This is a genomic window from Bacillus cereus group sp. RP32 (genome assembly GCF_040459735.1).
In the GTDB taxonomy this organism is placed as follows: domain Bacteria; phylum Bacillota; class Bacilli; order Bacillales; family Bacillaceae_G; genus Bacillus_A; species Bacillus_A wiedmannii.
Genome location: NZ_JARVHO010000001.1, coordinates 1,512,539 through 1,535,726, shown reverse-complemented (window position 1 = coordinate 1,535,726; position 23,188 = coordinate 1,512,539). Strand labels below are relative to the sequence as shown.

Genomic DNA, 23,188 nt, shown 5'->3' with positions numbered 1-23,188 from the left:
CTAACAGTAGTATATAATCATTAAAAGTAGAATGCAACAAAAACTTTCGTTGCCTCCCTTTAATCGAGCTTCTCTCCTTGGAACACACCTGTCCCGTCAAGATAAGTACGCAGCGAAGCATACTGATCATTATGCCAAAACGCTTCTGATTCTACTAGTAACGCCGCATCTTGTCTAGCTGTTTCTAACGCTCGATAATCATGTACCATATCAGCAACCTTGAATTCTGGTAAACCACTTTGCTTACTTCCAAAGAAATCTCCAGGACCTCTTAACTCTAAATCTTTTTCTGACAATACAAATCCATCATTCGTTTCGGTCATAATACGCATTCGCTCTTTTCCCGTTTCCGATTTTGGATCCGCGATCAATAAACAATATGATTGTTCACTACCACGCCCAACACGTCCCCTGAGCTGATGGAGCTGCGATAAACCGAAACGCTCTGCATCATAAATAACCATTACAGTCGCATTCGGTACGTTCACACCTACTTCAACAACTGTTGTCGACACAAGAATTTGCACTTTATTTTCACTAAATTGTCCCATTATCTCTTCTTTTTCTTGAGATGAGAGTCTGCCATGCATTAATCCGACTTGACATTTCCCTTGATAATGATGAGTCAGCATACTATGTAAGTCAATCGCATTTTGTACATCAAGTTTCTCAGATTCTTCAATAAGGGGACAAATAACATATGCTTGTCTTCCTTTTTTTATCTCCTTCTCCACAAAACCGAGAACTCGATCTAACATATCATGTTTTGCCCAGTATGTTTCAATTACCTTTCTACCAGCTGGCATCTCATCGATTATAGAAACATCCATCTCTCCAAATGCAGTAATTGCTAACGTACGCGGAATTGGCGTCGCCGTCATAAATAAAACATCCGGACTTTCACCTTTCTCCCTTAAAACTCGTCGCTGCGCTACACCAAATCGATGTTGTTCATCAGTAATAACGAGACCTAACCTATGAAAGATAACTTCATCTTGAATTAAAGCATGTGTTCCAACAAGGATATCTATTTCTCCTTGTTCTAATTTTGCCAAAATCTCTCGACGCCTTACACCTTTAACAGAACTGGTTAACAATTCAACATCCATACCAAAGTGCGAGAACGTCTCTGCAAGCGATTGATAATGTTGCTCTGCTAAAATTTCTGTAGGAACCATTAAAGCACCTTGATAATGTGCTAACTTCGCTGCATAAAGGCCAATCGCTGCAACGACTGTTTTCCCAGAACCTACATCACCTTGCAACAGACGATTCATCCGATAAGGAGATATCATATCTTTCATAATTTCATCTACTACCCGACGCTGTGCACCAGTTAATGGAAACGGAAGTGCATCAATAAACTCTTGCAATTCTGCTGAAGGAATTTCTTTTTTCGTCCCTTTCGAATTTTCCCTCTCCATTTTCCGTAATGTTTGCATTTTTAGCTGAAATAAGAAAAACTCCTCATATACAAAACGGCGACGTGCTTGTTTTAAATCTTCCTGTCCTGCTGGAAAATGCAACGCCCGAAGCGCTTCATAACGCGGCAATAATTTATATCGACTTAGCAATCCATCAGGTAACACTTCAACTATAGATTCTCCATACTCCTTGAACGCTTGGGCAATAAAACGGCGCATCTGTTTTACTGTAAGTTTCCCTTTCACTGAGTATACAGGCTCTACTTCTTGTTGACGTACAACTGGTCCAAAATGAAGCTCTGATACCGCAATCGTTTGACGGTGCTGATCCCATTTACCAGTAATCGTTACTGTTTCATTTAAATTTAACTTCTGCTTATAGTACGGCCTATTAAAGCATACAGCTGTAATTAAATAACGACCGACGAGGACACGAACCGTAAGACGAGACTTCTTCTTCCCATAATATTGCAGTAAAGGAGCACTATGAACCTTTCCCTCAACTGTTACACGTTCATCATGCTTTACTTCAGCAAGATCTTTCATCGCATAATCTTCATAACGGTACGGAAAATGTTCTAATAGATGAGAAACTGTATAAATCCCCATCTCGTGTAGTAATTCAGATGTTTCTCCTCCGATTCCCTTTACATCCGTAACAGGAACTTGTACAACTTCATTCAAGATTCTCACGCTCCGTCACATTATTTTCTTTGATTCATTCATACTATTGACATCTGTAATCGCTCTCTTTCACCCTATATATTCTATCATAGGCATTCTTAGAGAAACTACTCAAATCCCTCATAAACAATACGAAAGAAAAGAGCCTCACTATTAGCAGCAAGGCTCTTTTTTATCTTCAATATGCTAGCCTTTTGAATAAAAACTAGTAATTAACTTCATATTACTACTTCTTATCCATTAGCAAGTAAGTAATCCATTTATTTTCAAAACGAATTTTTTCTTATTCTACAGAGAAGATGAACGAATACACCGGTTGGTTTCCAGCATGTACTTCTACTTCTGCATCTTCAAAATTCTCTTCTACAAATGCAACTAACTCAGCTACTTCTTCGTCAGTTGCATCTTCACCTTGTAGAATCGTTACAATCTCAGAATCTTCATCAATAAGTGCTTCTAGTAATTGCTTTGCAGCTCCTACTTTTGCAGCATTTGTTGATACGATTTTCCCATCTGCAATACACATGAAATCATCTTTTTGAATCGCTACACCATCAATTTCCGTATCACGTACAGCATACGTAATTTGACCGGTTTTCACATGAGATAAAGCTTCTTTCATGTTTTCTTCGTTCTCTTCTAACGTTCCAACTGGATTAAATGCTAACATTGCAGCCATACCTTGAGGAACTGTTTTTGAACGAATTACAATCACTTCTTGATCCACAACTGACGCTGCCTGTTCTGCTGCCATCACGATATTTCCGTTGTTCGGTAAAATAATGATTTTTTCAGCATTCGCTTCTTCAATCGCCTTCACAATATCCTCCGTACTTGGATTCATCGTTTGGCCACCTTCAATAACTTTCGTCGCGCCAATGCTCTCAAATAAAGTTTTAATACCAGATCCCATAGCAACAGTTACGATACCATACGGTTGTTTCTCTTTAGACTGGCTAGTTGGCTCAGGCATCATAGTAGGCTCATCTAATAAAGCAGTATGCTGTTCACGCATATTTTCTACTTTAATCTTAATTAAACTACCATAGCGTTGTCCATAATTCATAGGATCTCCAGGATGTTCCGCATGAATATGAACCTTAACAACCTCATCATCTGATACAACAAGTAGTGAATCTCCGTACACACTAATATCTTCACGGAACTTTTGTTCAGAGAAATTATGTTCTTTCATTTTTTCAGGCTCTAATTTCACCATGAATTCCGTACAATATCCATACTTAATATCTTCTGTACTCAATTGGCTTTGTACACTACGGTGATGTTCTGCGCGTACCATGTCATTCATAGATGGTTGGGCAGACACATTAGAAGAAATCGTTTCTCCTTTTAAGTCAGCTAAAAATCCTTCGTATACAACAACAAGACCTTTACCACCGCTATCTACAACGCCAACTTGTTTTAATACAGGTAATAAATCCGGCGTACGATTTAACGATGCATTCGCTTCTTTCACAACGTCTTCCATAAACAAAACAAAGTCGCGCTGTTTTTTCGCAACTGTCACTGCATATTTACCCGTTTCTCTTGCAACCGTTAAAATCGTTCCTTCAATCGGTTTCATAACCGCTTTGTAAGCCGCTTCTACCCCAGCATCTAAAGCTGCAGCAAAATCAACTGTTGTTAATTCTTCTTTTTGTTCAATGGATTTAGAGAAACCACGGAACAACTGAGATAAAATAACTCCAGAGTTACCACGTGCTCCCATTAATAATCCTTTGGCTAAACTTACGCCGACTTTACCAGCATGCTGTGAAGGATTTGCTTTCACTTCACGCGCGCCTGAAGTCATTGATAAGTTCATGTTCGTACCGGTATCGCCATCTGGAACTGGAAATACGTTTAATGCATCAACAAGCTGAACATTATTTGTTAAATTATTCGCTCCTTGCATGATCATTTGTGATAAACGTTTCCCATCAATTTTTTGAATTGACACAGATTTTCCTCCTTAATGCACATTACAAGTTTATTACTTTAACTCCTTGTACGTAGATGTTTACAGAATCTACTGCTAGTCCTACAGTTTGATCTAATGTATATTTCACTTTCGTCTGCACGTTATGTGCTACTTCTGAAATTTTCGTACCATAGCTCACAATAATATACATATCAATATGTACTTCATCTTCATCTTTACGAACAATAACACCTCTAGTGAAGTTTTCTTTTCGTAAAATGTCTGTTAAACCATCTTTTAACTGATTTTTTGATGCCATACCTACGATACCGTAGCAATCTACTGCGGCACCTCCAGCAATTGTTGCAATTACATCTGTACTAATATCAATTTGACCATACTTCGTTTTAATTTCAATTGACATCTCGTTTCCCCCTTCATAAATGGTGAAAGTGAGCTAGACTACTTTAGTTACTATCATATAATCTTTTTAAAGAAAATTCCATCGTTCTTTCTTTTCACTCTCATATTTTATGTTTTAAATCACATTTTTTATGATGAGCAAAATAGTCCATTGTTATTATACAACATGTACCACTATAATATGTCAAGCAATTTTTCTTGATTTCAACTTTTCATCATCGACATATGGTGTCAAGTAATTTTTCTTGATTTCTTTTTTCTACGGTGTTGCATTCTCTTTTTAGTTGTGTTAAATTATAGTAGTGTTTTTAGCATCGCAAAAAAGACTAACATTGAAAAATTACGTATGGTAAGGTATCAAGGGAGGGAAATATAAATGGCTCGTGTTTGTGCTATCACTGGAAGAAAAGCTCGTTCTGGTAACTCTCGTTCTCACGCAATGAACGCTACAAAACGTAAATGGGGCGCTAACCTTCAAAAAGTTCGCGTACGCATCGACGGAAAAGTTCAACGTGTTTACGTTTCTGCTAGAGCATTAAAATCTGGCAAAATCGAACGTGTTTAATAATAAAAAAAAGAGCCGCTAGGCTCTTTTTTTACTATGACAATGGAAAAAGCACCGGTAATAGGTGCTTTTTTTAATCTTTTTTGAAGGTATTTAACATGGCACGAACAATTCCACCAAGAAATTTAGGTAACTTAATTGTATAAAATCTCATGGTTTCCCTCCTAATCCCCATTACTCCACTTGTTCACTATATGATGTAAGGAGCAAAATTGTTTCTTTAATCAGTGCTTCTTATCACCATTAATATGCCAGAAGTAAATGAAAAAGTACCTTTTTCCTCAACGAGTTCATTACTAATACAAAGTGTTGATCCCCATTCTATTGTTTTATTAGTTAGAGGATACTTAAAACCAAGTAATGTAATCCCTTCTACTATTTCAGTAACCGGCACAAAAGATACATAAGGGAAATTTTTATTTTCTTCAATTATATGTGTACCCACTTTTTTCACGCTTATTTCATTTTTATTGTCTACAATACACATTTCTATCCCTACTTCTAACCCTCTTAAAAGCATCTGTATATTTGCTAAACCGTGATCCAGCCTTCCACCGGTGGCACCAAAAATACGAATCAATGTCGGATTTTGTTCTAACGCCCAGTTAATCGCAATTTCTAAATCTGTTTGATCTTTTTCACGAGGAACAATATGTAAGTCATTTGTTTGCTGGTCCATCCATACTAATTCCTCTTCAGTAACTGAATCGTAATCTCCAAATGCAACAGCTGGAGTAATCCCTCCTTTTAATAGACGATATACTCCTCTATCAACTGCCGCCCACACTACTTTCTCATTTTCATATCGAGAAAAATCTGCACAATATTCCGCAGGTCCACCCGCTAAAATATGAATAATCATGTTTCCTTCCCCTTCTATTGTAAAAAGGCAATCTGCCATTCGGTAGATTGCCTTTTTACATATTTTTTCTCTATCCTTTATAAATAGTGAAAACTTACTACACTAGCAGTTTCACTAGGATAAAGACTCGTTCATTCATTATCCACGAATGACACGAATTGCTTCACCACGGTCTTTTTGATTGTATACTGCTGATCCAGCTACAAGTACATTTGCTCCTGCTTCAACACAAAGTCGTGCTGTTTCAGTGTTTACACCACCATCAACTTCAATTTCTACTTCTAGATTGCGCTCTTTAACCATTTCTGCCACTTGTTTAATTTTCGGTAATACAGAATGGATAAATTTCTGTCCACCAAATCCAGGGTTTACTGTCATAAGCAATACCATATCGATATCTTCTAATACATGCTCAATCGTCGAAACTGGCGTATGCGGATTTAATACAACTCCCGCTTTAATGCCATGAGACTTAATTAGCTGAATTGTACGATGCAAATGAGGGCACGCCTCTACATGAACAGTAATAATATCCGCTCCCGCTTTTGCGAAAGTCGGGATATAGTTATCAGGATTTTCAATCATTAAATGTACATCTAATGGTAAAGATGTAATTGGACGGATAGCTTCTACAATTAATGGTCCAATCGTAATATTTGGTACGAAATGTCCATCCATTACATCGACGTGAATGTAATCCGCTCCGCCTTTTTCTACATCTTTAATCTCTTCCCCTAATTTTGAAAAATCTGCTGATAAGATCGATGGTGCAATTTTAATCATAACTAATACCTCGGCTTTCTCTCTCTAATTTCTTCTACGAATTGTTTGTAATTTTTATAACGATATTCTGTAATCTTCCCTTCTTCAACTGCTGTCTTCACAGCACATTTCGGTTCAGAAAGATGTGTACACCCTCTAAATTTACAGTATTGGCTCGCTTCTTTCAACTCTGGAAAACAATATGTAAGATCTTCTACTTCTATATCTATGAAATCAAGTGAACTAAAACCAGGTGTATCTGCAACTAGTCCGCTTCCAACCGCAATTAATTCCACGTGTCTTGTCGTATGTTTCCCGCGTCCTAAATGCGAGGAAATATCATTCGTTTTCAGTTCTAACTCTGGACGTAAAACGTTAAGCATAGAAGATTTCCCAACACCAGATTGCCCTGCAACGACAGAAATACAACCTTCTAAGAATGGTTTTAAAATATCAATACTTTCCGATGTATTTATAGAAGTAAATAATACATCATATCCCATCTCACGATAGTCATTTGCATAAGATTCAACAGTCTCTCTCATTTTTTCATCCACTAAATCCATCTTACTAATGCAAATAATCGGCTTAATGTTATGATATTCGATCAGCACTAAAAATCGATCTAATAGTCCCGGATTAAAATCTGGTTCTACTGCAGAGAAAACGAGAATTGCTTGATCAACATTAGCAATAGGGGGCCTAACAAGTTCATTTTTCCGATCAAATACTTCAAGCACATATCCTTCAGTTGGATTATCTGCTTGAAAGACAACTTGGTCTCCTACCAGTGGCGTAATTTTATTTTTTCTGAACACACCACGCCCACGGCATTGTGTAATCCCTTCTTCATGCTGCACATAATAAAATCCACTTAGAGCTTTTACAATTTTTCCTTCTGGCATATAATTCTCCTTTATTTTGTATAAGGTGAAGCTGTCATTAATATTAAATGGTTTAAAATTCTTTAAATACTTATTTCAAAACCCGTCATATATACAAGTTAATATATTTAATCTACCATCAAATTTAAAATATTATTTATAACAGTATCACTTTTATAGCTTTTTGAATCATATATTTTTGCCTGTTATACAGTCCACTATATGTAGACAGCATAACAGGCAAGAGTAATACATTCCATCCCCTCTAGAAAGAAAATGGAAGTCATTATTATTGAGTTGGGTATGGTACTTCTTTGTCGATAATCGTTACACCATCTCGTACAATTTTATAGTGTCCTTTTGTACCTTCTTGAATTACAAATTCTAAAGAAATAGTTGCCGACTCTGAAATTGTTCTAGTTTCAATTGGTCTATCCATTTTTTGTTGCATATCTTCTTTATAAATTTCTATTGTTTGCGGTTTTTTCTCACCAATTATAGAAGACTCATACGGAATAGAAATATTATCCACTTTCACTGTTTTCGTTACTTTCGGCTTAGGCCCCTCTGAGATGATAATCGTCACTTTATCTCCTTCTTTTAACGGCGTTCCTGGTTTTGGAGATTGCGAAATTACAAGTCCTTTATCAACAGTATCGGAATACTCTCGTTTTATATCTGGGGTTAGTTTTCTCTCATTCAAATAACCATTTACGCTATTTTCAGTCCATCCTGAAAAATCACCTGGTCTAATTTGATAAGGACCTTTACTTACCCAAATTTTCAGTTCTTGTTCCGCCTCTACTACCATTTGATCAGGCGTCGGAATTTGCTCTACGATTTCACCTTTTGGCCTATCATTTTCAATATAATTTATTGTAACTTGCTTATATTTTTCTTCTAATTCATTCCTTATACTCTCAAAATCTTTTCCTGTGAGATCACTCATCTTACTTTTCTTTTTCCCACCTGATTGATAGATAGTAATTTTAGAGTTTTCTTTCACGACTCTACCTGCCACAGGGTCTGTTTTTATCACATCACCGGTTTCAACATCATCTGTATATACAATATTAGGTTCCGTAACCTCAAAACCCTTTTCAACTAATGTATTTACTGCTGTCGTATACTTCATACCAGCCACATCAGGGACTTTTACATCTTTTGGAATAAAGAATCCCGGAATAACAGTAAGCGCTAACGTTATTCCAATTGCTAAAAGTAAAAATGTCGTAATTAAAACTTTGATCCATTTATTACTTCGTTTTTTCTTCTTATATAATTCCGTTTCTTCTTTTCTTTTCTGTTCATCCACTTTACTTCCTTTTAAAACAATTGTTTCATCAGTTACATTTTCGAATAATTGTTCTTGTTGAATAATCGGAATCGCTTTTGTCGCTTCCATATCTTCCGGTATGTAAAATGGCTGCTCATTTATCCTCTCTGGATATAGCGCCGTTTCAATATCTCGTTTCATCGCATTGGCAGATTGATATCGGTGAAACGGATCTTTCGCAGTTGCCTTTAATATAATATTTTCAACACTTTGCGGAATATTTTCATTCCATCTCTTTGGAGACGGAATTTCACTTTGTAAATGTTTTAAAGCTATAGCAACAGCAGATTCGCCAGAAAACGGTTGTCTTCCTGTTAACAACTCAAACATAACGATTCCTAGGGAATAAATATCTGATTGTTTATTTGCTATCCCGCCGCGTGCTTGTTCTGGTGATAAGTAATGCACCGAACCGAGTACCGAATTTGTATGTGTAATTGTTGTTGCACTTGTAGCTGTCGCAATTCCAAAATCTGTTACTTTTATTACTCCATCAGCTCGAATTAAAATATTGTGCGGTTTAATATCACGGTGCACAATTTCAAAATGATGGGCATGTGCCATGGCGGATGTTAACTGCTCCATAATATCAAGAGCTTCTCCTATAGGTAACATCCCTCGCTCAATTATGTATTGCTTCAATGTTTGTCCTGGTACATACTCCATTACAAGATAATATATACCATCTTCTTCTCCGACATCATACATATTCACAATATTTGGATGCGACAACGTTGTAACAGACTGCGCTTCTCGATGGAAACGTTTAATAAACTCTTCATTATTTGAATAGTCGAGTCTTAATATTTTTACCGCTACATCTCGGCCAAGTATATCATCATGAGCTAAATACACATTGGCCATTCCACCACCACCAATCATTTTCAGCAGCTTATAACGGTCATTTAAGCGTTTTCCAATCAGCACGTTGCACTTCACCTACTTTCGTTTGTCGAACCCGCATAATCAATAAGAACAAGGGTGATATTATCTTCCCCGCCACGATCATTCGCCAATTGAATGAGACGTTGTCCCTTAGTTTCAAGCTGTTCATTTAACTGTAAAATTTGTTGCATATCAGCAATAGAAACTTTGTTAGATAACCCATCCGAGCAAAGAAGTAACTGATCATCTTCCTCAAGCACCAATGTTTTAACATCTAATCCGACTTTTTCTTCTGTTCCTAATGCCCTTAACAAAACATTCTTTTTCGGGTGATATTCTGCGTCTTCTTTTGAAATTTCACCATGTCTTACAAGTTCATTTACAAGTGAGTGATCTTCCGTTACAAGCGAGATTTCTCCCTCTGATACCATATAACAACGACTATCTCCTATATGACCTATTGTCACAAAGTTTGGCGTACAAATCGCTATTATAAGTGTTGTTCCCATACCATTACATTCTACATGTTGCTTAGAGTACTCATATATACGCTCATTAATAATCCCAACACTCGTATGTAACCACTCTTCTACTTTTTTTGGTTCATTCATATTATGCGTTTGCTTCCAATAATCATGGAATAATTGAATGGTCATCGAGCTAGCTACATCACCAGCTCGATGACCTCCCATTCCATCTGCTACTACCGCTAAAATATTTCCATCTAAATTGTGAAAAACTCCCGCACTATCTTCATTATGTTGACGAACTTTTCCTTTATCTGATAGAAACACGGCTTTCATCTCGTCACCTCGTCTCTTCTTTACGCTCCTTCGCACGTAACTGACCGCAGGCTGCATCAATATCATGACCTTGTTCACGGCGAATTGTTACATTCACTCCACGATCTTTTAACGTTTTTTCAAATAAGAAAATTTGTTCACGTGGCGTACGTACATAATCACGTTCAGGTACGTAGTTTACCGGAATTAAGTTTACATGACATTTTACACCTTTTAAAAGCGCAGCAAGTTCTTCAGCTTGCTCAACTTGGTCATTTTCTCCTCCAAATAAGCCATATTCAAACGTAATACGACGCCCTGTTCTATTTACATAGTATTTAACAGCTTCCATTAAGTCTGGTAGCTTATAAGCACGGTTAATCGGCATTAATTTTGAACGTAACTCTGTATTTGCAGAATGCAATGAAATCGCAAAATTAATTTGCATATCTTCTTCAGCGAACTTATAAATTTTTGGAACAATTCCACTTGTTGAAACTGTCATATGTCTTGCACCAATATGAATTCCTTTTTCATGGTTTACAATGCGTAAGAATGACATTAAGTTGTCGTAATTATCAAACGGCTCTCCAATTCCCATAACAACAAGCGAACTTACACGTTCTTCTGTTTCATCAAGTGCACGTTGCACTTCTACTACTTGCGCTACAATCTCTCCAGCCTCTAAGTTTCGTTTTAACCCACCAAGTGTAGATGCACAGAACGTACAACCAATACGGCATCCAACCTGTGTTGTTACACAAATAGAATTTCCATATTCGTGTCGCATTAACACTGTTTCAATAGAATAACCATCATATAATTGGAATAAAAATTTAATTGTTCCATCAGAAGATGTTTGTTTTACTAATGTATTTAAAGTAGTAATATCAAAGGAATTCGACAATTTATCGCGTAATCCTTTAGAAAGGTTCGACATGTCGTCATAATTTTTTACACGTTTTTTATATAGCCAATCAAAGATTTGTCCTGCACGGAATTTAGGTTCTCCTTGTTCCTTTAACCAATCTTGCATTTCATGAAGTTGTAAAGAATAAATTGATGGTTTCTTCGTTTCTAGATTTTTCTTTTGTTTTCTCACAGTCGTTTCCACGATGCTACACCTTCTTCCTTAAACAAGCAATATAAAAGCCATCTGTTGCAAAATAATGCGGTAAAATTCGCACTTGACCTTCATCAATATACGGATTTAACTTTTCTGGCATGCGATCTTTTATCGTAGTATCCCATTCAAATTCAGGATGCTCTTTTAAAAATTGCTTTATTACTTGTTCATTTTCTATTTTTTCTATTGTGCACGTACTATAAACAAGGCGACCACCTTGTTTTAATAACGGTGCTATTTTTTCTAGTATTGCAAGTTGAATCGTCGATAATCTTTCACTATCGCCTTTATTTTTACCTAACTTAATATCAGGTTTACGTCTAATAACACCAAATCCAGAACATGGTGCATCTACTAATATTTTATCAAATGTTTCATTCGCAAAGTGTTCTTGCACTTTTCTAGCATCTAGTGCTTTTGTTTCGACATTTTCTAGACCAAGTCTCTCCGCTTGTTGTTTAATTAAACGTACTTTGTGTGCATGTAAATCAAGAGACATAACTTGACCTGTTCCTTTTAATCGCTCTGCAATGTGCGTTGTCTTTCCGCCCGGAGCAGCACAACTATCAAGAACTTCATCTCCCTCATTCGGTTCTAAAGCGCGTGCTACAAGCATAGAACTTTCATCTTGAATAGAAAGAAAACCCTTTTTGAACGCATCTGTATGCGCTACATTCCCTCTTTCAATTTGAATTGCATCCTCTGATAAATCGCCGCGCTTCGCTTCTATACCTTCACCAGCCAACAACTCTATTGCTTCTTCTACTGTTATTTTATCAACATTTACACGCGCTGTTGGTACCGGGGGTAACATGTTCACTTCACACATTTTCTCTGCTGTCTCTAAACCATATTCAGAAGCCCAGTCTCGCACAAGCCACATTGGATGACTTGTTGCAATTGCCAAACGTTCTATTGGATCCTTGATTTCATCTACAGAAGGTACCCCTTCTCTCTGAATCGAACGTAATACCCCGTTTACCATACCAGCAATCCCTTTATGCCCGCGACGCTTTGCAATTTCAACTGCTTCATGAATAGCCGCTCTTTCTGGCACTCGGTCTAAATAAATCATTTGATATAAAGATAAGCGAAGTAATACTCTTACCCACGCCTCAACCTTCTTTTTTAAAAAAGGCTGTAAATAATAATCTAATGTGTCACGACGTTGAATCGTTCCATATACAATTTCAGTTAACAAACCAATATCTTTTCTATCAATTGCATTTTTTTCAATTAGATTATTTAAAAGTAAGTTACTGTATGCACCACTTTTTTCTACTTGAATTAAGCCATCAAGAGCTAACTCACGAACATTTTGTCTCATGCATTTTCTCCTAACTTCGTTCCAATTTCAGGTTTTGTGCCACGTAAAAATTGCGAACAACTCATACGTTTTTTACCAGAAGGTTGCAATTCAGTGATTTTAACACCTGTCTCATTCCCTGTTGAAACAACAAATCCATCTTCTTCAAGAGCTACTATTATACCTGGTTCAGCTTTCTCTGTAATAGAGACCTTCTCTCCCCACCATACTTTAATAACTTGTCCTGCCAAAGTCGTATAAGCGACTGGCCATGGATTCAATCCGCGAATGTGATTGTATACTTCTTCACCTGTTTTTGTCCAATCAATTTTCTCTTGCTCACGTTTTATATTATATGCAAACGTTACTTCTTCTTCGTTTTGTTTAATTGGTTCTAACTTACCTTGAATTAATAAAGGTACTGTTTTCGATAGAAGGTGTGCCCCTGCTTCACTTAACTTATCGAATAAAGAGCCTGTCGTTTCACGCTCTTCAATCTCAACTTCTACTTGCGTTAAGATATCACCAGCATCCAATTTCTCTACCATATACATAATTGTAATACCCGTTTTTTCTTTACCTTCCATAATTGCATAATGGATTGGTGCACCACCACGAAGTTCAGGTAGTAAAGACGCGTGGACGTTAATACATCCATACTTCGGTGCTTCTAAAATTGCATTTGGTACAATCTGACCGAAAGCAGCTGTTACAATTAAATCAGGCTCTAATGCCAAGACTTGTTCATATTCGTCTTTTTCACGAATTCTTAACGGTTGTAACACCGGAATACCATGTTTTTCTGCTTCAACTTTAACAGGCGTAGGTGTTAATACTTTTTTTCTACCTACCGGACGATCAGGCTGCGTCACAACACCTATTACATCATAGCCATCTTCGATAAGACGACGAAGCACCGGCACTGAAAAGTCCGGTGTTCCCATAAATACTACTTTTATCATTCAAAAACCGCTCCTTTTAATACCTATTCTAATTCGTTTTCCTCATAATATCTTGTCACTTTCGATGTAAATAACACACCGTGTAAATGATCGATTTCATGTTGAATTGCACGTGCTAAAAATCCTTCTGCTTCTAGTAAAAATACTTTACCTCGGCGATTTTGAGCACGTACTTTAATATAATCCGCACGTTCCACTTCACCATAAAGTCCCGGGAAGCTTAGACAGCCTTCGGGACCTACTTGTTCACCACGTTTTTCTAGTATCGATGGATTGATTAACTCGATTTTCCCCGTATCATCACCGATATCAACTACCGCAACTTGCAAGCTCACACCTACTTGAGGCGCAGCTAAACCGACTCCGTCCGCAATTAACATTGTTTCATGCATCTCTTTCAACAATTTCACTAACTTTTTATCAAAGTTAATTACTCTTTCACATGGTGTTTCTAACACTTCATTTGGATGCTTTACTATTTCTAAAACTGCCATATTTCCCTCCGCTACATTAACATTGTTGGATTAAAATCAATTGAGATTTGTAGCTCTTTTTGCATTTCTGCTTGATAATGTTCATTTACCATTTTGAGCACGTTCTTTAAGTTTGGTTCCCGTTTGTATTTTATCATGCATTGATAACGATATCTATCTTTTATCCTTGGAATTGCTGAAGCAACCGGTCCTAACACCATCGTTTGCTCTGTGCAGTGCGCCCGTAAATGACCGACAATTTTTTCCGTCACTTGCACTGCCTTTAATAATTCTGGATGAGATACTGTTACAAGTACAACATAGTAATAAGGTGGATATTGTCTTGTTCGTCTCATTTGCATTTCTTGGTCAAAAAACACATCATATTGTTGGTTCTTTGCTAACTCTATACTGTAATGTTCTGGCGTATACGTTTGAATTATAACTTCCCCTGGCAATTCATGTCTGCCTGCTCGTCCACTTACTTGCGTCAATAACTGATACGTCTTTTCACTCGCTCGAAAATCAGGCAAGTGAAGCATCGTATCTGCAGTTAAAACCCCGACAAGCGTTACTTTAGGAAAATCTAATCCTTTCGCAATCATTTGTGTTCCAAGTAGTATATCTGCTTTTTCTTCCCCGAACGCCTTTAATAATTTTTCATGCATTCCTTTGCGACTTGTCGTATCTACATCCATTCGAATGACTCGTGCCTCTGGAAATAGTTTTGTAATTTCTTCTTCTACCTTTTGTGTACCTGTACCAAAGAAACGAATATATGTACTTTGACAAGCAGGACACGCAGTCGGCATATTCTCTTCGTGACTGCAGTAATGACATTTTAAACGATGGTTCATTTTATGATATGTCAGCGAGATATCACAATGCGGACATTGTACAACATACCCACAATCACGGCACATAACAAATGTAGAATGACCTCTTCTATTTAAAAAGAGTACCATCTGTTCTTTCTTTTCTAATCGATCTGCTATTTTTTCATGCAATGCCTTCGAAAACATGGAACGATTCCCGTCACGAAGTTCCTCACGCATATCAACAATCTCTACTGTTGGTAACGCTTGTTTATTCATACGTTTTTCCATCGTTAGTAATTCATACACACCTTTTTTCGCTCTTGCAAACGATTCAAGTGTCGGTGTTGCACTACCAAGAACGATAGGACATTTATGATATTGCCCCCTCCAGACAGCTACATCCCTTGCATGATACCTCGGATTATCTTCTTGCTTATAGCTCGATTCATGCTCCTCATCAATAATAATAATCCCTAAATTTTCAAAAGGAGCAAATACAGCTGAACGTGCACCAACTACAACTTTCACTTCTTTTCTTAAAATCTTACGCCATTCATCATATTTTTCTCCAACAGACAGCGCACTATGAAGAACCGCAACTTGCGAGCCAAATCTGCCTTTAAAACGATCTACCATTTGAGGCGTGAGTGCAATTTCAGGAACAAGTACAATAGCTTCCTTCCCTTTCGCGAGCACCGCTGCTATAGATTGTAAATATACTTCTGTTTTTCCGCTTCCTGTAACACCATATAGTAAAAATGGATTGTAAGTTTCATTTGTAATTGATGATAAAATCGGTGCAATAACTTGCTTTTGTTCCTCCGTAAGTGGGAATGGTTTCGTTTGTTCAAAATCATCATCGTCATACGGATTTCGGTACACTTCCACATACTTTTCTGAAATTAGCCCCTTTTTAACAAGTGCTTTAATCGGAGCGTCTGTTATTTGCAACTCTTCTGTTATCACTTTCAACGGCACACTTTTATAATTTTCCACAAAATAATAAAGTACATCTTGTTGTTTTTTACTTTTCAGTTCAAATGCTGCTAATTCCAATTTATCTTCTGACAACTCCGGTTGAACGACTCTTTGTTTCTTCTTTTGCACTTTATCTTTTACCTGATAAACAACTTCAATCGTGCCATTTTTAATTTCTTGTTGAATCGTGCGGTATAGATGCGGCTGCGTCTCAATAGCTTCCCAATCTATCGCTTCTTTGTCCTGAAATAAAAACAGTAGTTCAGGTGCTACTTCTTCTTGTTTACGAAGTTGTAGACGCTTTTTATACGTAGCTTTTATCGCCGTTGGAAGCATGACTTGAAAGGCTGAAATCATATAACATAACGTTTCGCTTGTAAGCCAATATCCAAGCTTTAATAATTCCTCGTTTAAAACTGGTGTTACATCTAATATTTCATGGATTGTCTTTAGCTTCTTACTTTCTACTTCAGCCGAATCTTTAATCCCAATAATAAAGCCTTGCAATTTCCTTGGGCCAAATGGAACTACTACACGCATGCCTGTCTGGACAATATCTTCCCACTTTTTAGGGATAATATAATCAAATGGTCGATCTGTCTGACGTGCAGGTACATCAACAATTACACTTGCAAATTTCATAGACGATCATCTTCTAACATCATTTCAATTTGCTTTAATATTTCACGAGCAACCTCTTTCTTCGTTAAAAGTGGTAACTCGATAACTTCTCCATCTTTTCTATACATTGTTACAATGTTTGTATCTGTACCAAATCCAGCTCCTTGTGCCTTTACATCGTTCGCAACAATCATATTCGCATTTTTCTCACGTAATTTTTTTGTTGCGTACTCTTCTACCTTTGTCGTTTCAGCCGCAAAACCGATAAGTAACTGTTGATCCTTCATCTCACCTAACGTTTTTAAAATATCTACTGTTCTCTCGAGTTCGATTACAGCATCTCCATTTTTCTTTTTCATTTTATTATCATGAACATATTTCGGGCGATAATCTGCAACTGCTGCTGTTTTAATGACAACATCTACGTTTTGATACTGTTGCAGAACTACTTCTAACATATCTTGTGCAGATTCCACTTGTACCGTATTTACATGTAATGGTGGGTTTAATGCTGTCGGTCCCGAAACAAGTATGACATCAGCACCTAATTTCGCTGCCACTTCCGCAATTGCATATCCCATTTTCCCAGAAGAAAAATTGGTCATAAAACGCACTGGATCAATCTTTTCACGAGTTGGGCCAGCAGTTATTAATATTTTTTTTCCTTGCAACGGTTTTTGTTCGGAAAAAGCCTCTTCTAACCGTGCAATAATTGCTTCCGGTTCTTCTAGTCTTCCCTTCGCAACATAACCACACGCTAAAAAACCTTCTCCAGGCTCAATAAATGTATATCCTAACGTTTTCAACGTCATCATATTTTTTTGTACAATTTTGTTTTCATACATATGCACATTCATAGCAGGTGCAATCCACACTGGGGCTGTAGTAGCTAACAAAGTAGTTGTAATCATATCGTCTGCAATACCACCAGCTAACTTCCCAATACAATTGGCAGTAGCAGGTGCAACAAGTACTACATCTGCCCAATCTGCTAAATCGATATGTGCAATAACAGCCGAGTCTTTCTCATCGAATGTATCTGTATATACGTCATGGCGAGAAAGTGCTTGAAATGTAAGAGGCGTAACAAACTTCATTGCCGACTCACTCATCATTACTTTTACAATAGCACCAGCTTGTGTCAATTTACTAGTTAACGCAGCCGCTTTAAAGACCGCAATGCCTCCTGTTACACATAGAAGTATCTTTTTCCCTTTTAGCATATGGCTCGTCCTCTTTCTTTTTCAAACTTATAATACTGAAACAGAATTCCCAGCTCATCAGTACCAATATTTCTTCCCTATCGTAAAAAAATAACAACCTACTTGTAAATAGGTTGTTACCGTTACATAGAAAATTATAAAGTCTATGTTTTAATTTGTCGAAAAGAATGTCTTAATCGATGATTTTGCCTTCGCTTGGTACATATTTTAATACTTCTGCATCGATTTCTTCTAATGATTTACCTACACATTTATGAGAAACAGGTTGCTCGATAACACAGTTATCAGCAAGTTGCATTTCACGCGCACGTTTTGCAGCTACTGTTACAAGTGTATATTTAGAATCGATTTTTGTTAATAATGAATCAATTGATGGATTTAACATAATTATAGACCCTCCGTCATTTCTTTATAATATTTTGCTACTCTTTCGCGGCGGCAATGTTCACCAACCACAATTGCTTTAATTCTTTCACAAGCTAATTCAACTTGATCGTTTTCTACAACATAGTCGTAAGCGTCCATCATTTCGATTTCTTCTTTCGCTACCGTTAAACGATTTTCAATAACATCTTCAGTTTCTGTACCACGGCCGACAATACGGTTCTTTAGTTCAGATAAACTTGGAGGTGCTAAGAAAATAAATACACCTTCTGGGAAAGCTTTCTTAACTTGAATTGCTCCTTGCACTTCAATTTCTAAGAATACATCTTTTCCTTCTTGTAATGTTTTTTCAACATAGTCAATCGGTGTTCCGTAATAATTACCTACAAACTCAGCCCACTCAAGTAATTTTTCATTACGAATCATTTCCTCAAATTCTTCTCTCTCTTTAAAGAAATAATCCACACCATCTACTTCACCTTCACGTGGCTTACGTGTCGTTACTGAAATGGAGTACTGAAAACGTGTATCCTCATGACTAAACAGCTCTTTTCGAACCGTTCCTTTACCAACCCCAGAAGGTCCTGAAAGAACGATGAGCAATCCTCTTCTACTTCTCATAAATATGTAAAACCTACCCTTCCTCACTTAAATCTTCTTTATTATTCAAACGATGTGCAATCGTCTCTGGCTGAATTGGACTTAATACCACATGCCCATCATCCATAACAATAACCGCCCTTGTTTTTCTCCCATACGTAGCATCAAGCAAAGCATTATGTTCGCGTGCTTCCTGTACTGTTCGTTTAATAGGAGCTGACTCCGGACTTACAATAGCAATAATTCGATGAGCAGATACAATATTTCCGTATCCAATATTTAAAAACCGCATGGCCATAGTTTGCGCCTCCTAGTAAGTCTATCCGATTTCTCCACCACGTATAACTTTATATATTTTTTGAAAGCTACTCAATATTTTGTACTTGTTCACGAATTTTTTCAAGGTTATTTTTCATTTCTACAACATATTTTGAAATTGTTAAGTCATTTGCCTTAGAACCAATCGTATTAATTTCTCTATGCATCTCTTGCACGATGAAATCCATTTTCCTTCCAACAGGCTCTTCAATCTGCAGTGTTTCACGAAATTGCTCTAAATGACTTTGCAAACGAACTAACTCTTCGTGAATATCACAACGCTCTGCAAAGATTGCGACTTCTGTTAACAATCTTTGTTCATCTAGATCTTGATTATGTAATTCTTTTAAGCGATTTTCTAATCGTTCACGATATTTTTGTGTAACAATCGGTACATGCGGAATAATTGCATTTACACAATTGTGAATCTCTTGTAAACGATACGCTATATCTTTATGTAATCGTTCTCCTTCGCCATCTCTCATCGTTTTTAACATATGAGCAGCTTGGCGAACAGCCTCATATAAACCGTTCTCAAATTGTTCATTTACATTTTCTACTTCTTCAATCGCTGTTACTTCTGGCATTTCCATTAATTGCTGAAGTGTAATAGAATCTTGTAATTGAAATTTTCCTTTTATATCTTCCATAATCGATTGGTACTGCTCAAGAAGCGACCAATTCACACTTAATTTTCTTTCAACAAGCCCTTCACCCGTTATACTAATAGACACTTCAATGCGTCCACGCCGAACTTGTTCTGCAATTATTTTACGAATTTTTTCTTCAAATATCATCATTTGCTTCGGAAGTCGAATACTCATCTCTAGGAAACGGTGGTTCACCGATTTCATTTCTACTGTAATTTGAAAAGTATCATTTTCTACTTTCGATCTTCCAAATCCTGTCATACTACAAATCATTTTTATCACATCCAAGCCATGAAATAACTCAATGAAAAAGGTAATAGAGACAAGGCTCTACTACCTTCTGTAAATTATATCACATTTTCATATCATTGACTATTTCAAGTTTAATCCCTTCTTATATAATACTGGCTTTTCCTTCTTCCCCTTTTTCCCTGTTAATAAAGAACCTACTAACAAGAAGGTCGGAATTGATGACAAACCTCCAATTAACAACCAATCTCTCGCTTGTATTGGCATTGTACTAAAGATCGGTTGTAGCGGTGGGTAATATATAACCACTAACATTAACAGTAAAGAAATAATAACCGCTCCTACTAAATACACGTTCCCAAACGGATTACGGTGGAAGATAGAATGTTCACTCCGGCAATCAAATACATGAATAAGTTGTGCAAGTACCAATGTCGCAAATGCCACAGTTTGTGCATATTTCAGTTCATTTGGATGTTGATTATATGCAATAATAAACGCCACTAACGTCACTGCTCCAATTAGAAAGCCACGGCTTATAATTTTCCAGGCAAGCCCTCTAGCAAATACCCCTTCTTTCGGATGACGCGGCGTTCTCTTCATAACGTCTCCTTCCGCCTTATCCAATCCTAATGCCATCGCCGGTAATCCGTCAGTCACTAAGTTCACCCATAAAATTTGAATGGGAACCATCGGCAGCGGTAATGCAAGTAACATTGCAAATAACATGACTAAAATTTCTCCTACGTTCGATGCTAATAAATAACGAATAAACTTACGTATATTCTCGTATATATTTCTACCTTCTTTAATTGCTGATTTAATCGTAGCAAAATTATCATCTAGCAAAACAAGAGAAGAAGCTTCTTTCGCAACGTCTGTCCCTGTAATTCCCATCGCTATCCCAATATCCGCTGTTTTTATAGCTGGAGCATCGTTTACTCCATCACCTGTCATCGCTACTATATGCCCTTTATTTTGCAACGCCTTAACAATCTTCAATTTATGTTCAGGTGATACTCGAGCAAATACATACGTATCTTCTACAACACTTTCTAGTTCCTCTACATCCATATTCGCGAGTTCTACTCCTTCAACAACACGTCCACCAGGTGGTAAAACCCCTAATTGTTCCGCAATTGCCATTGCTGTCACTTTATGATCTCCTGTAATCATCACTGTTCGAATACCAGCTTCTCTGCACTCTTTTACAGCCTGTTCTACCTCTGGTCTTGGCGGATCAATCATTCCCTGTATCCCGACCAACATAAAATCTTTTTCAACGTCTCTTTCATGTTCAACAGAATCTGTTACTTTTAATGGCTTAAATGCAACTGCAATTGTTCGGAGCGCTTGACTACCTAAACTATGAATAGCCGCCTGTACTTCTTTTCTATACAACTCACTTAACGGCTGTTGCTTATCCCCCCATAAAATCGTTTGACTCATTTGCAGGAGGACATCTGGTGCTCCCTTCGTAACAAGAAACTTTTTCCCCTCTCTATCTCGCACAATAACACTCATCATTTTTCGAGTTGAATCGAATGGAAATTCACGAATAATTTCAAATTTCCTTTTCAGTGCCTCACGCGTTATCCCCGCTTTCATTGCTGCAGCTACAAGTGCTCCCTCAGTTGGATCTCCATCTAATACATACGCCTTTTTCTTTTGAATAATATTTGCGTTATTACAAAGTGAACCAAATGTTAGTAGTTGATACAGTGCTTTTGTTTTAGCTGGATCGCATTCTTTTTCACCTTTCAAAAAAGAGCCATTAGGTTCATATCCTTGACCCGTAACTTTCCATAATTCCCCACCTGACCACATATGTGTTACCATCATTTTGTTTTGCGTCATTGTTCCTGTTTTATCAGAGCATATAACAGAAGCGCATCCTAACGTTTCTACCGCTGGTAACTTCCTTACAATTGCTCTCTTTTTAATCATACGCTGTACACCAAGCGATAAAGCTACTGTAACAATTGCTGGTAATCCTTCAGGAATAGCAGCAACAGCTAGCGACACGCCTGCTAAAAACATATGATACACTTCATTCCCTTGATACACACCGGCTAATACGACAAGCGCTGTCAAAATAAGAGCCACAATAATTAATATTTTCCCGAGTTGCTCTAATCTTCTTTGCAGTGGTGTTTCCATTTGCTCTGCATTTTGTAACATATTTGCAATTTGGCCCATCGCTGTATTCATACCAGTTGCTACAACGACCCCTGTTCCAGCTCCTCGTGTAATCATCGTACCCATAAAAGCCATATTTTTTTGATCACCAATTGAAACATCTTGCCCCTGCAGAGCTTCTACCTTCTTCTGCACCGGTACTGACTCTCCTGTCAAAGCTGATTCTTCGATATATAAACTTGATGCCTCAACAAGACGTACATCCGCCCCAATACGATCACCACTAGAAAATTTAATGATATCACCTAAAACAAGTGCTTTAGACGGTGCTTTTACCCAATTTCCATTCCGCATTACAGTAACTTGCGGGGCGGCTAGCTCTTTTAAAGCTTCCAGTGACTTTTCAGCCTTTCTTTCTTGAAAAAAGCCAAGAATACCATTGATAATAACAATCGCAACAATCGCAATAGAATCAATGTATTCACCTAAAAAAGCTGAAACTATTGTTGCACCAAATAAAACAAGTACCATAAAATCTTTAAACTGCGCCAAAAATACCATCAGTGCAGAAGGCCTTTTGGCTTCATCTAATTCATTTGTACCAAATTTTTTTATTCGCCCTTCTGCTTCCTTCTCTGTAAGCCCAACCTTCACATTCGTATTCGTTCTTTCTTCCACTTCGTGTGCGCGCATTCCATACCAGTTCATCCCGCTATCGACCTCCTGATTCCAGACATACTCTATTGAAAGCTTATTCAGCCTCGTCCAAAAAAATGCTATAATTAACTTTTAGTTAGAAAGGAGTGTTCATTT

At 37.3% G+C, this 23,188-nt stretch carries 21 protein-coding genes; 1 reads left to right on the top strand and 20 read right to left on the bottom strand.

The window, feature by feature from the left end; genetic code table 11:
* Positions 1 to 59: 59 nt before the first annotated feature.
* From recG to QCI46_RS08080, 3 genes are all read right to left on the bottom strand, one after another.
* On the bottom strand, positions 60 to 2,108 hold the full coding sequence (gene recG, locus QCI46_RS08090; protein WP_353839901.1) for an ATP-dependent DNA helicase RecG: 2,049 nt from the start codon (positions 2,106 to 2,108) through the stop codon (positions 60 to 62).
* Positions 2,109 to 2,391: 283 nt separating this feature from the next.
* Positions 2,392 to 4,068 (bottom strand): DAK2 domain-containing protein, encoded by a 1,677-nt coding sequence (locus QCI46_RS08085; protein ID WP_000027123.1) that lies wholly within the window; start codon positions 4,066 to 4,068, stop codon positions 2,392 to 2,394.
* Between the two features lie 22 nt (positions 4,069 to 4,090).
* Positions 4,091 to 4,453: an Asp23/Gls24 family envelope stress response protein gene (locus tag QCI46_RS08080; protein WP_000021109.1), complete on the bottom strand. Its 363-nt coding sequence runs from the start codon at positions 4,451 to 4,453 to the stop codon at positions 4,091 to 4,093.
* A gap of 375 nt (positions 4,454 to 4,828) precedes the next feature.
* Between QCI46_RS08080 and rpmB the strand changes: the two genes are divergently transcribed.
* Positions 4,829 to 5,017 carry a 50S ribosomal protein L28 gene (gene rpmB, locus QCI46_RS08075; protein WP_000124776.1) on the top strand — a complete coding sequence of 63 codons (189 nt, stop codon included), beginning with the start codon at positions 4,829 to 4,831 and terminating at the stop codon, positions 5,015 to 5,017.
* A 73-nt stretch (positions 5,018 to 5,090) separates the two neighbouring features.
* Here rpmB and spoVM read toward each other — a convergent pair whose 3' ends face one another.
* From spoVM to QCI46_RS07990, 17 genes are all read right to left on the bottom strand, one after another.
* Positions 5,091 to 5,171 (bottom strand): stage V sporulation protein SpoVM, encoded by an 81-nt coding sequence (gene spoVM / locus QCI46_RS08070; protein ID WP_001213599.1) that lies wholly within the window; start codon positions 5,169 to 5,171, stop codon positions 5,091 to 5,093.
* A gap of 66 nt (positions 5,172 to 5,237) precedes the next feature.
* Positions 5,238 to 5,918 carry a thiamine diphosphokinase gene (locus QCI46_RS08065; RefSeq protein WP_353839900.1) on the bottom strand — a complete coding sequence of 227 codons (681 nt, stop codon included), beginning with the start codon at positions 5,916 to 5,918 and terminating at the stop codon, positions 5,238 to 5,240.
* A gap of 99 nt (positions 5,919 to 6,017) precedes the next feature.
* Entirely contained in the window at positions 6,018 to 6,662 is a 645-nt protein-coding gene (rpe, locus tag QCI46_RS08060) for a ribulose-phosphate 3-epimerase (protein WP_000589963.1), read from the bottom strand.
* Between the two features lie 2 nt (positions 6,663 to 6,664).
* Positions 6,665 to 7,546, bottom strand: a complete 882-nt coding sequence (rsgA, locus tag QCI46_RS08055; protein ID WP_001113945.1) for a ribosome small subunit-dependent GTPase A — start codon at positions 7,544 to 7,546, stop codon at positions 6,665 to 6,667.
* A gap of 268 nt (positions 7,547 to 7,814) precedes the next feature.
* The gene (gene prkC, locus QCI46_RS08050; protein WP_088064291.1) at positions 7,815 to 9,788 is read right to left on the bottom strand and encodes a serine/threonine protein kinase PrkC; all 1,974 of its coding nucleotides are present in this window, start codon (positions 9,786 to 9,788) and stop codon (positions 7,815 to 7,817) included.
* Between the two features lie 8 nt (positions 9,789 to 9,796).
* The gene (locus tag QCI46_RS08045; protein ID WP_000648694.1) at positions 9,797 to 10,549 is read right to left on the bottom strand and encodes a Stp1/IreP family PP2C-type Ser/Thr phosphatase; all 753 of its coding nucleotides are present in this window, start codon (positions 10,547 to 10,549) and stop codon (positions 9,797 to 9,799) included.
* Between the two features lie 4 nt (positions 10,550 to 10,553).
* Positions 10,554 to 11,642 carry a dual-specificity RNA methyltransferase RlmN gene (gene rlmN / locus QCI46_RS08040; protein ID WP_000450539.1) on the bottom strand — a complete coding sequence of 363 codons (1,089 nt, stop codon included), beginning with the start codon at positions 11,640 to 11,642 and terminating at the stop codon, positions 10,554 to 10,556.
* Positions 11,643 to 11,646: 4 nt separating this feature from the next.
* Positions 11,647 to 12,981: a 16S rRNA (cytosine(967)-C(5))-methyltransferase RsmB gene (gene rsmB, locus QCI46_RS08035; RefSeq protein ID WP_353839899.1), complete on the bottom strand. Its 1,335-nt coding sequence runs from the start codon at positions 12,979 to 12,981 to the stop codon at positions 11,647 to 11,649.
* Positions 12,978 to 13,922: a methionyl-tRNA formyltransferase gene (gene fmt / locus QCI46_RS08030; protein ID WP_353839898.1), complete on the bottom strand. Its 945-nt coding sequence runs from the start codon at positions 13,920 to 13,922 to the stop codon at positions 12,978 to 12,980. Before fmt ends, rsmB begins: the two co-directional genes overlap by 4 nt.
* 23 nt (positions 13,923 to 13,945) lie before the next feature.
* Entirely contained in the window at positions 13,946 to 14,416 is a 471-nt protein-coding gene (gene def / locus QCI46_RS08025; protein ID WP_353839897.1) for a peptide deformylase, read from the bottom strand.
* A gap of 11 nt (positions 14,417 to 14,427) precedes the next feature.
* A complete protein-coding gene (priA, locus tag QCI46_RS08020) occupies positions 14,428 to 16,833 on the bottom strand; it encodes a primosomal protein N' (protein ID WP_000666707.1) in 2,406 nt (801 codons plus the stop codon).
* On the bottom strand, positions 16,830 to 18,035 hold the full coding sequence (gene coaBC / locus QCI46_RS08015) for a bifunctional phosphopantothenoylcysteine decarboxylase/phosphopantothenate--cysteine ligase CoaBC (RefSeq protein WP_353839896.1): 1,206 nt from the start codon (positions 18,033 to 18,035) through the stop codon (positions 16,830 to 16,832). Before coaBC ends, priA begins: the two co-directional genes overlap by 4 nt.
* Positions 18,036 to 18,207: 172 nt before the next feature.
* Positions 18,208 to 18,420, bottom strand: a complete 213-nt coding sequence (gene rpoZ, locus QCI46_RS08010; RefSeq protein WP_000933965.1) for a DNA-directed RNA polymerase subunit omega — start codon at positions 18,418 to 18,420, stop codon at positions 18,208 to 18,210.
* 2 nt (positions 18,421 to 18,422) lie between these two features.
* The gene (gene gmk, locus QCI46_RS08005) at positions 18,423 to 19,040 is read right to left on the bottom strand and encodes a guanylate kinase (protein ID WP_001257740.1); all 618 of its coding nucleotides are present in this window, start codon (positions 19,038 to 19,040) and stop codon (positions 18,423 to 18,425) included.
* Positions 19,041 to 19,053: 13 nt separating this feature from the next.
* Positions 19,054 to 19,317, bottom strand: coding sequence for an extracellular matrix/biofilm regulator RemA (gene remA / locus QCI46_RS08000; RefSeq protein WP_001251456.1), 264 nt, complete (start codon positions 19,315 to 19,317; stop codon positions 19,054 to 19,056).
* Positions 19,318 to 19,384: 67 nt separating this feature from the next.
* Entirely contained in the window at positions 19,385 to 20,260 is an 876-nt protein-coding gene (locus tag QCI46_RS07995) for a YicC/YloC family endoribonuclease (RefSeq protein WP_000563111.1), read from the bottom strand.
* Positions 20,261 to 20,359: 99 nt separating this feature from the next.
* Positions 20,360 to 23,083, bottom strand: coding sequence for a calcium-translocating P-type ATPase, SERCA-type (locus QCI46_RS07990; RefSeq protein WP_353839895.1), 2,724 nt, complete (start codon positions 23,081 to 23,083; stop codon positions 20,360 to 20,362).
* Positions 23,084 to 23,188 lie beyond the last annotated feature (105 nt).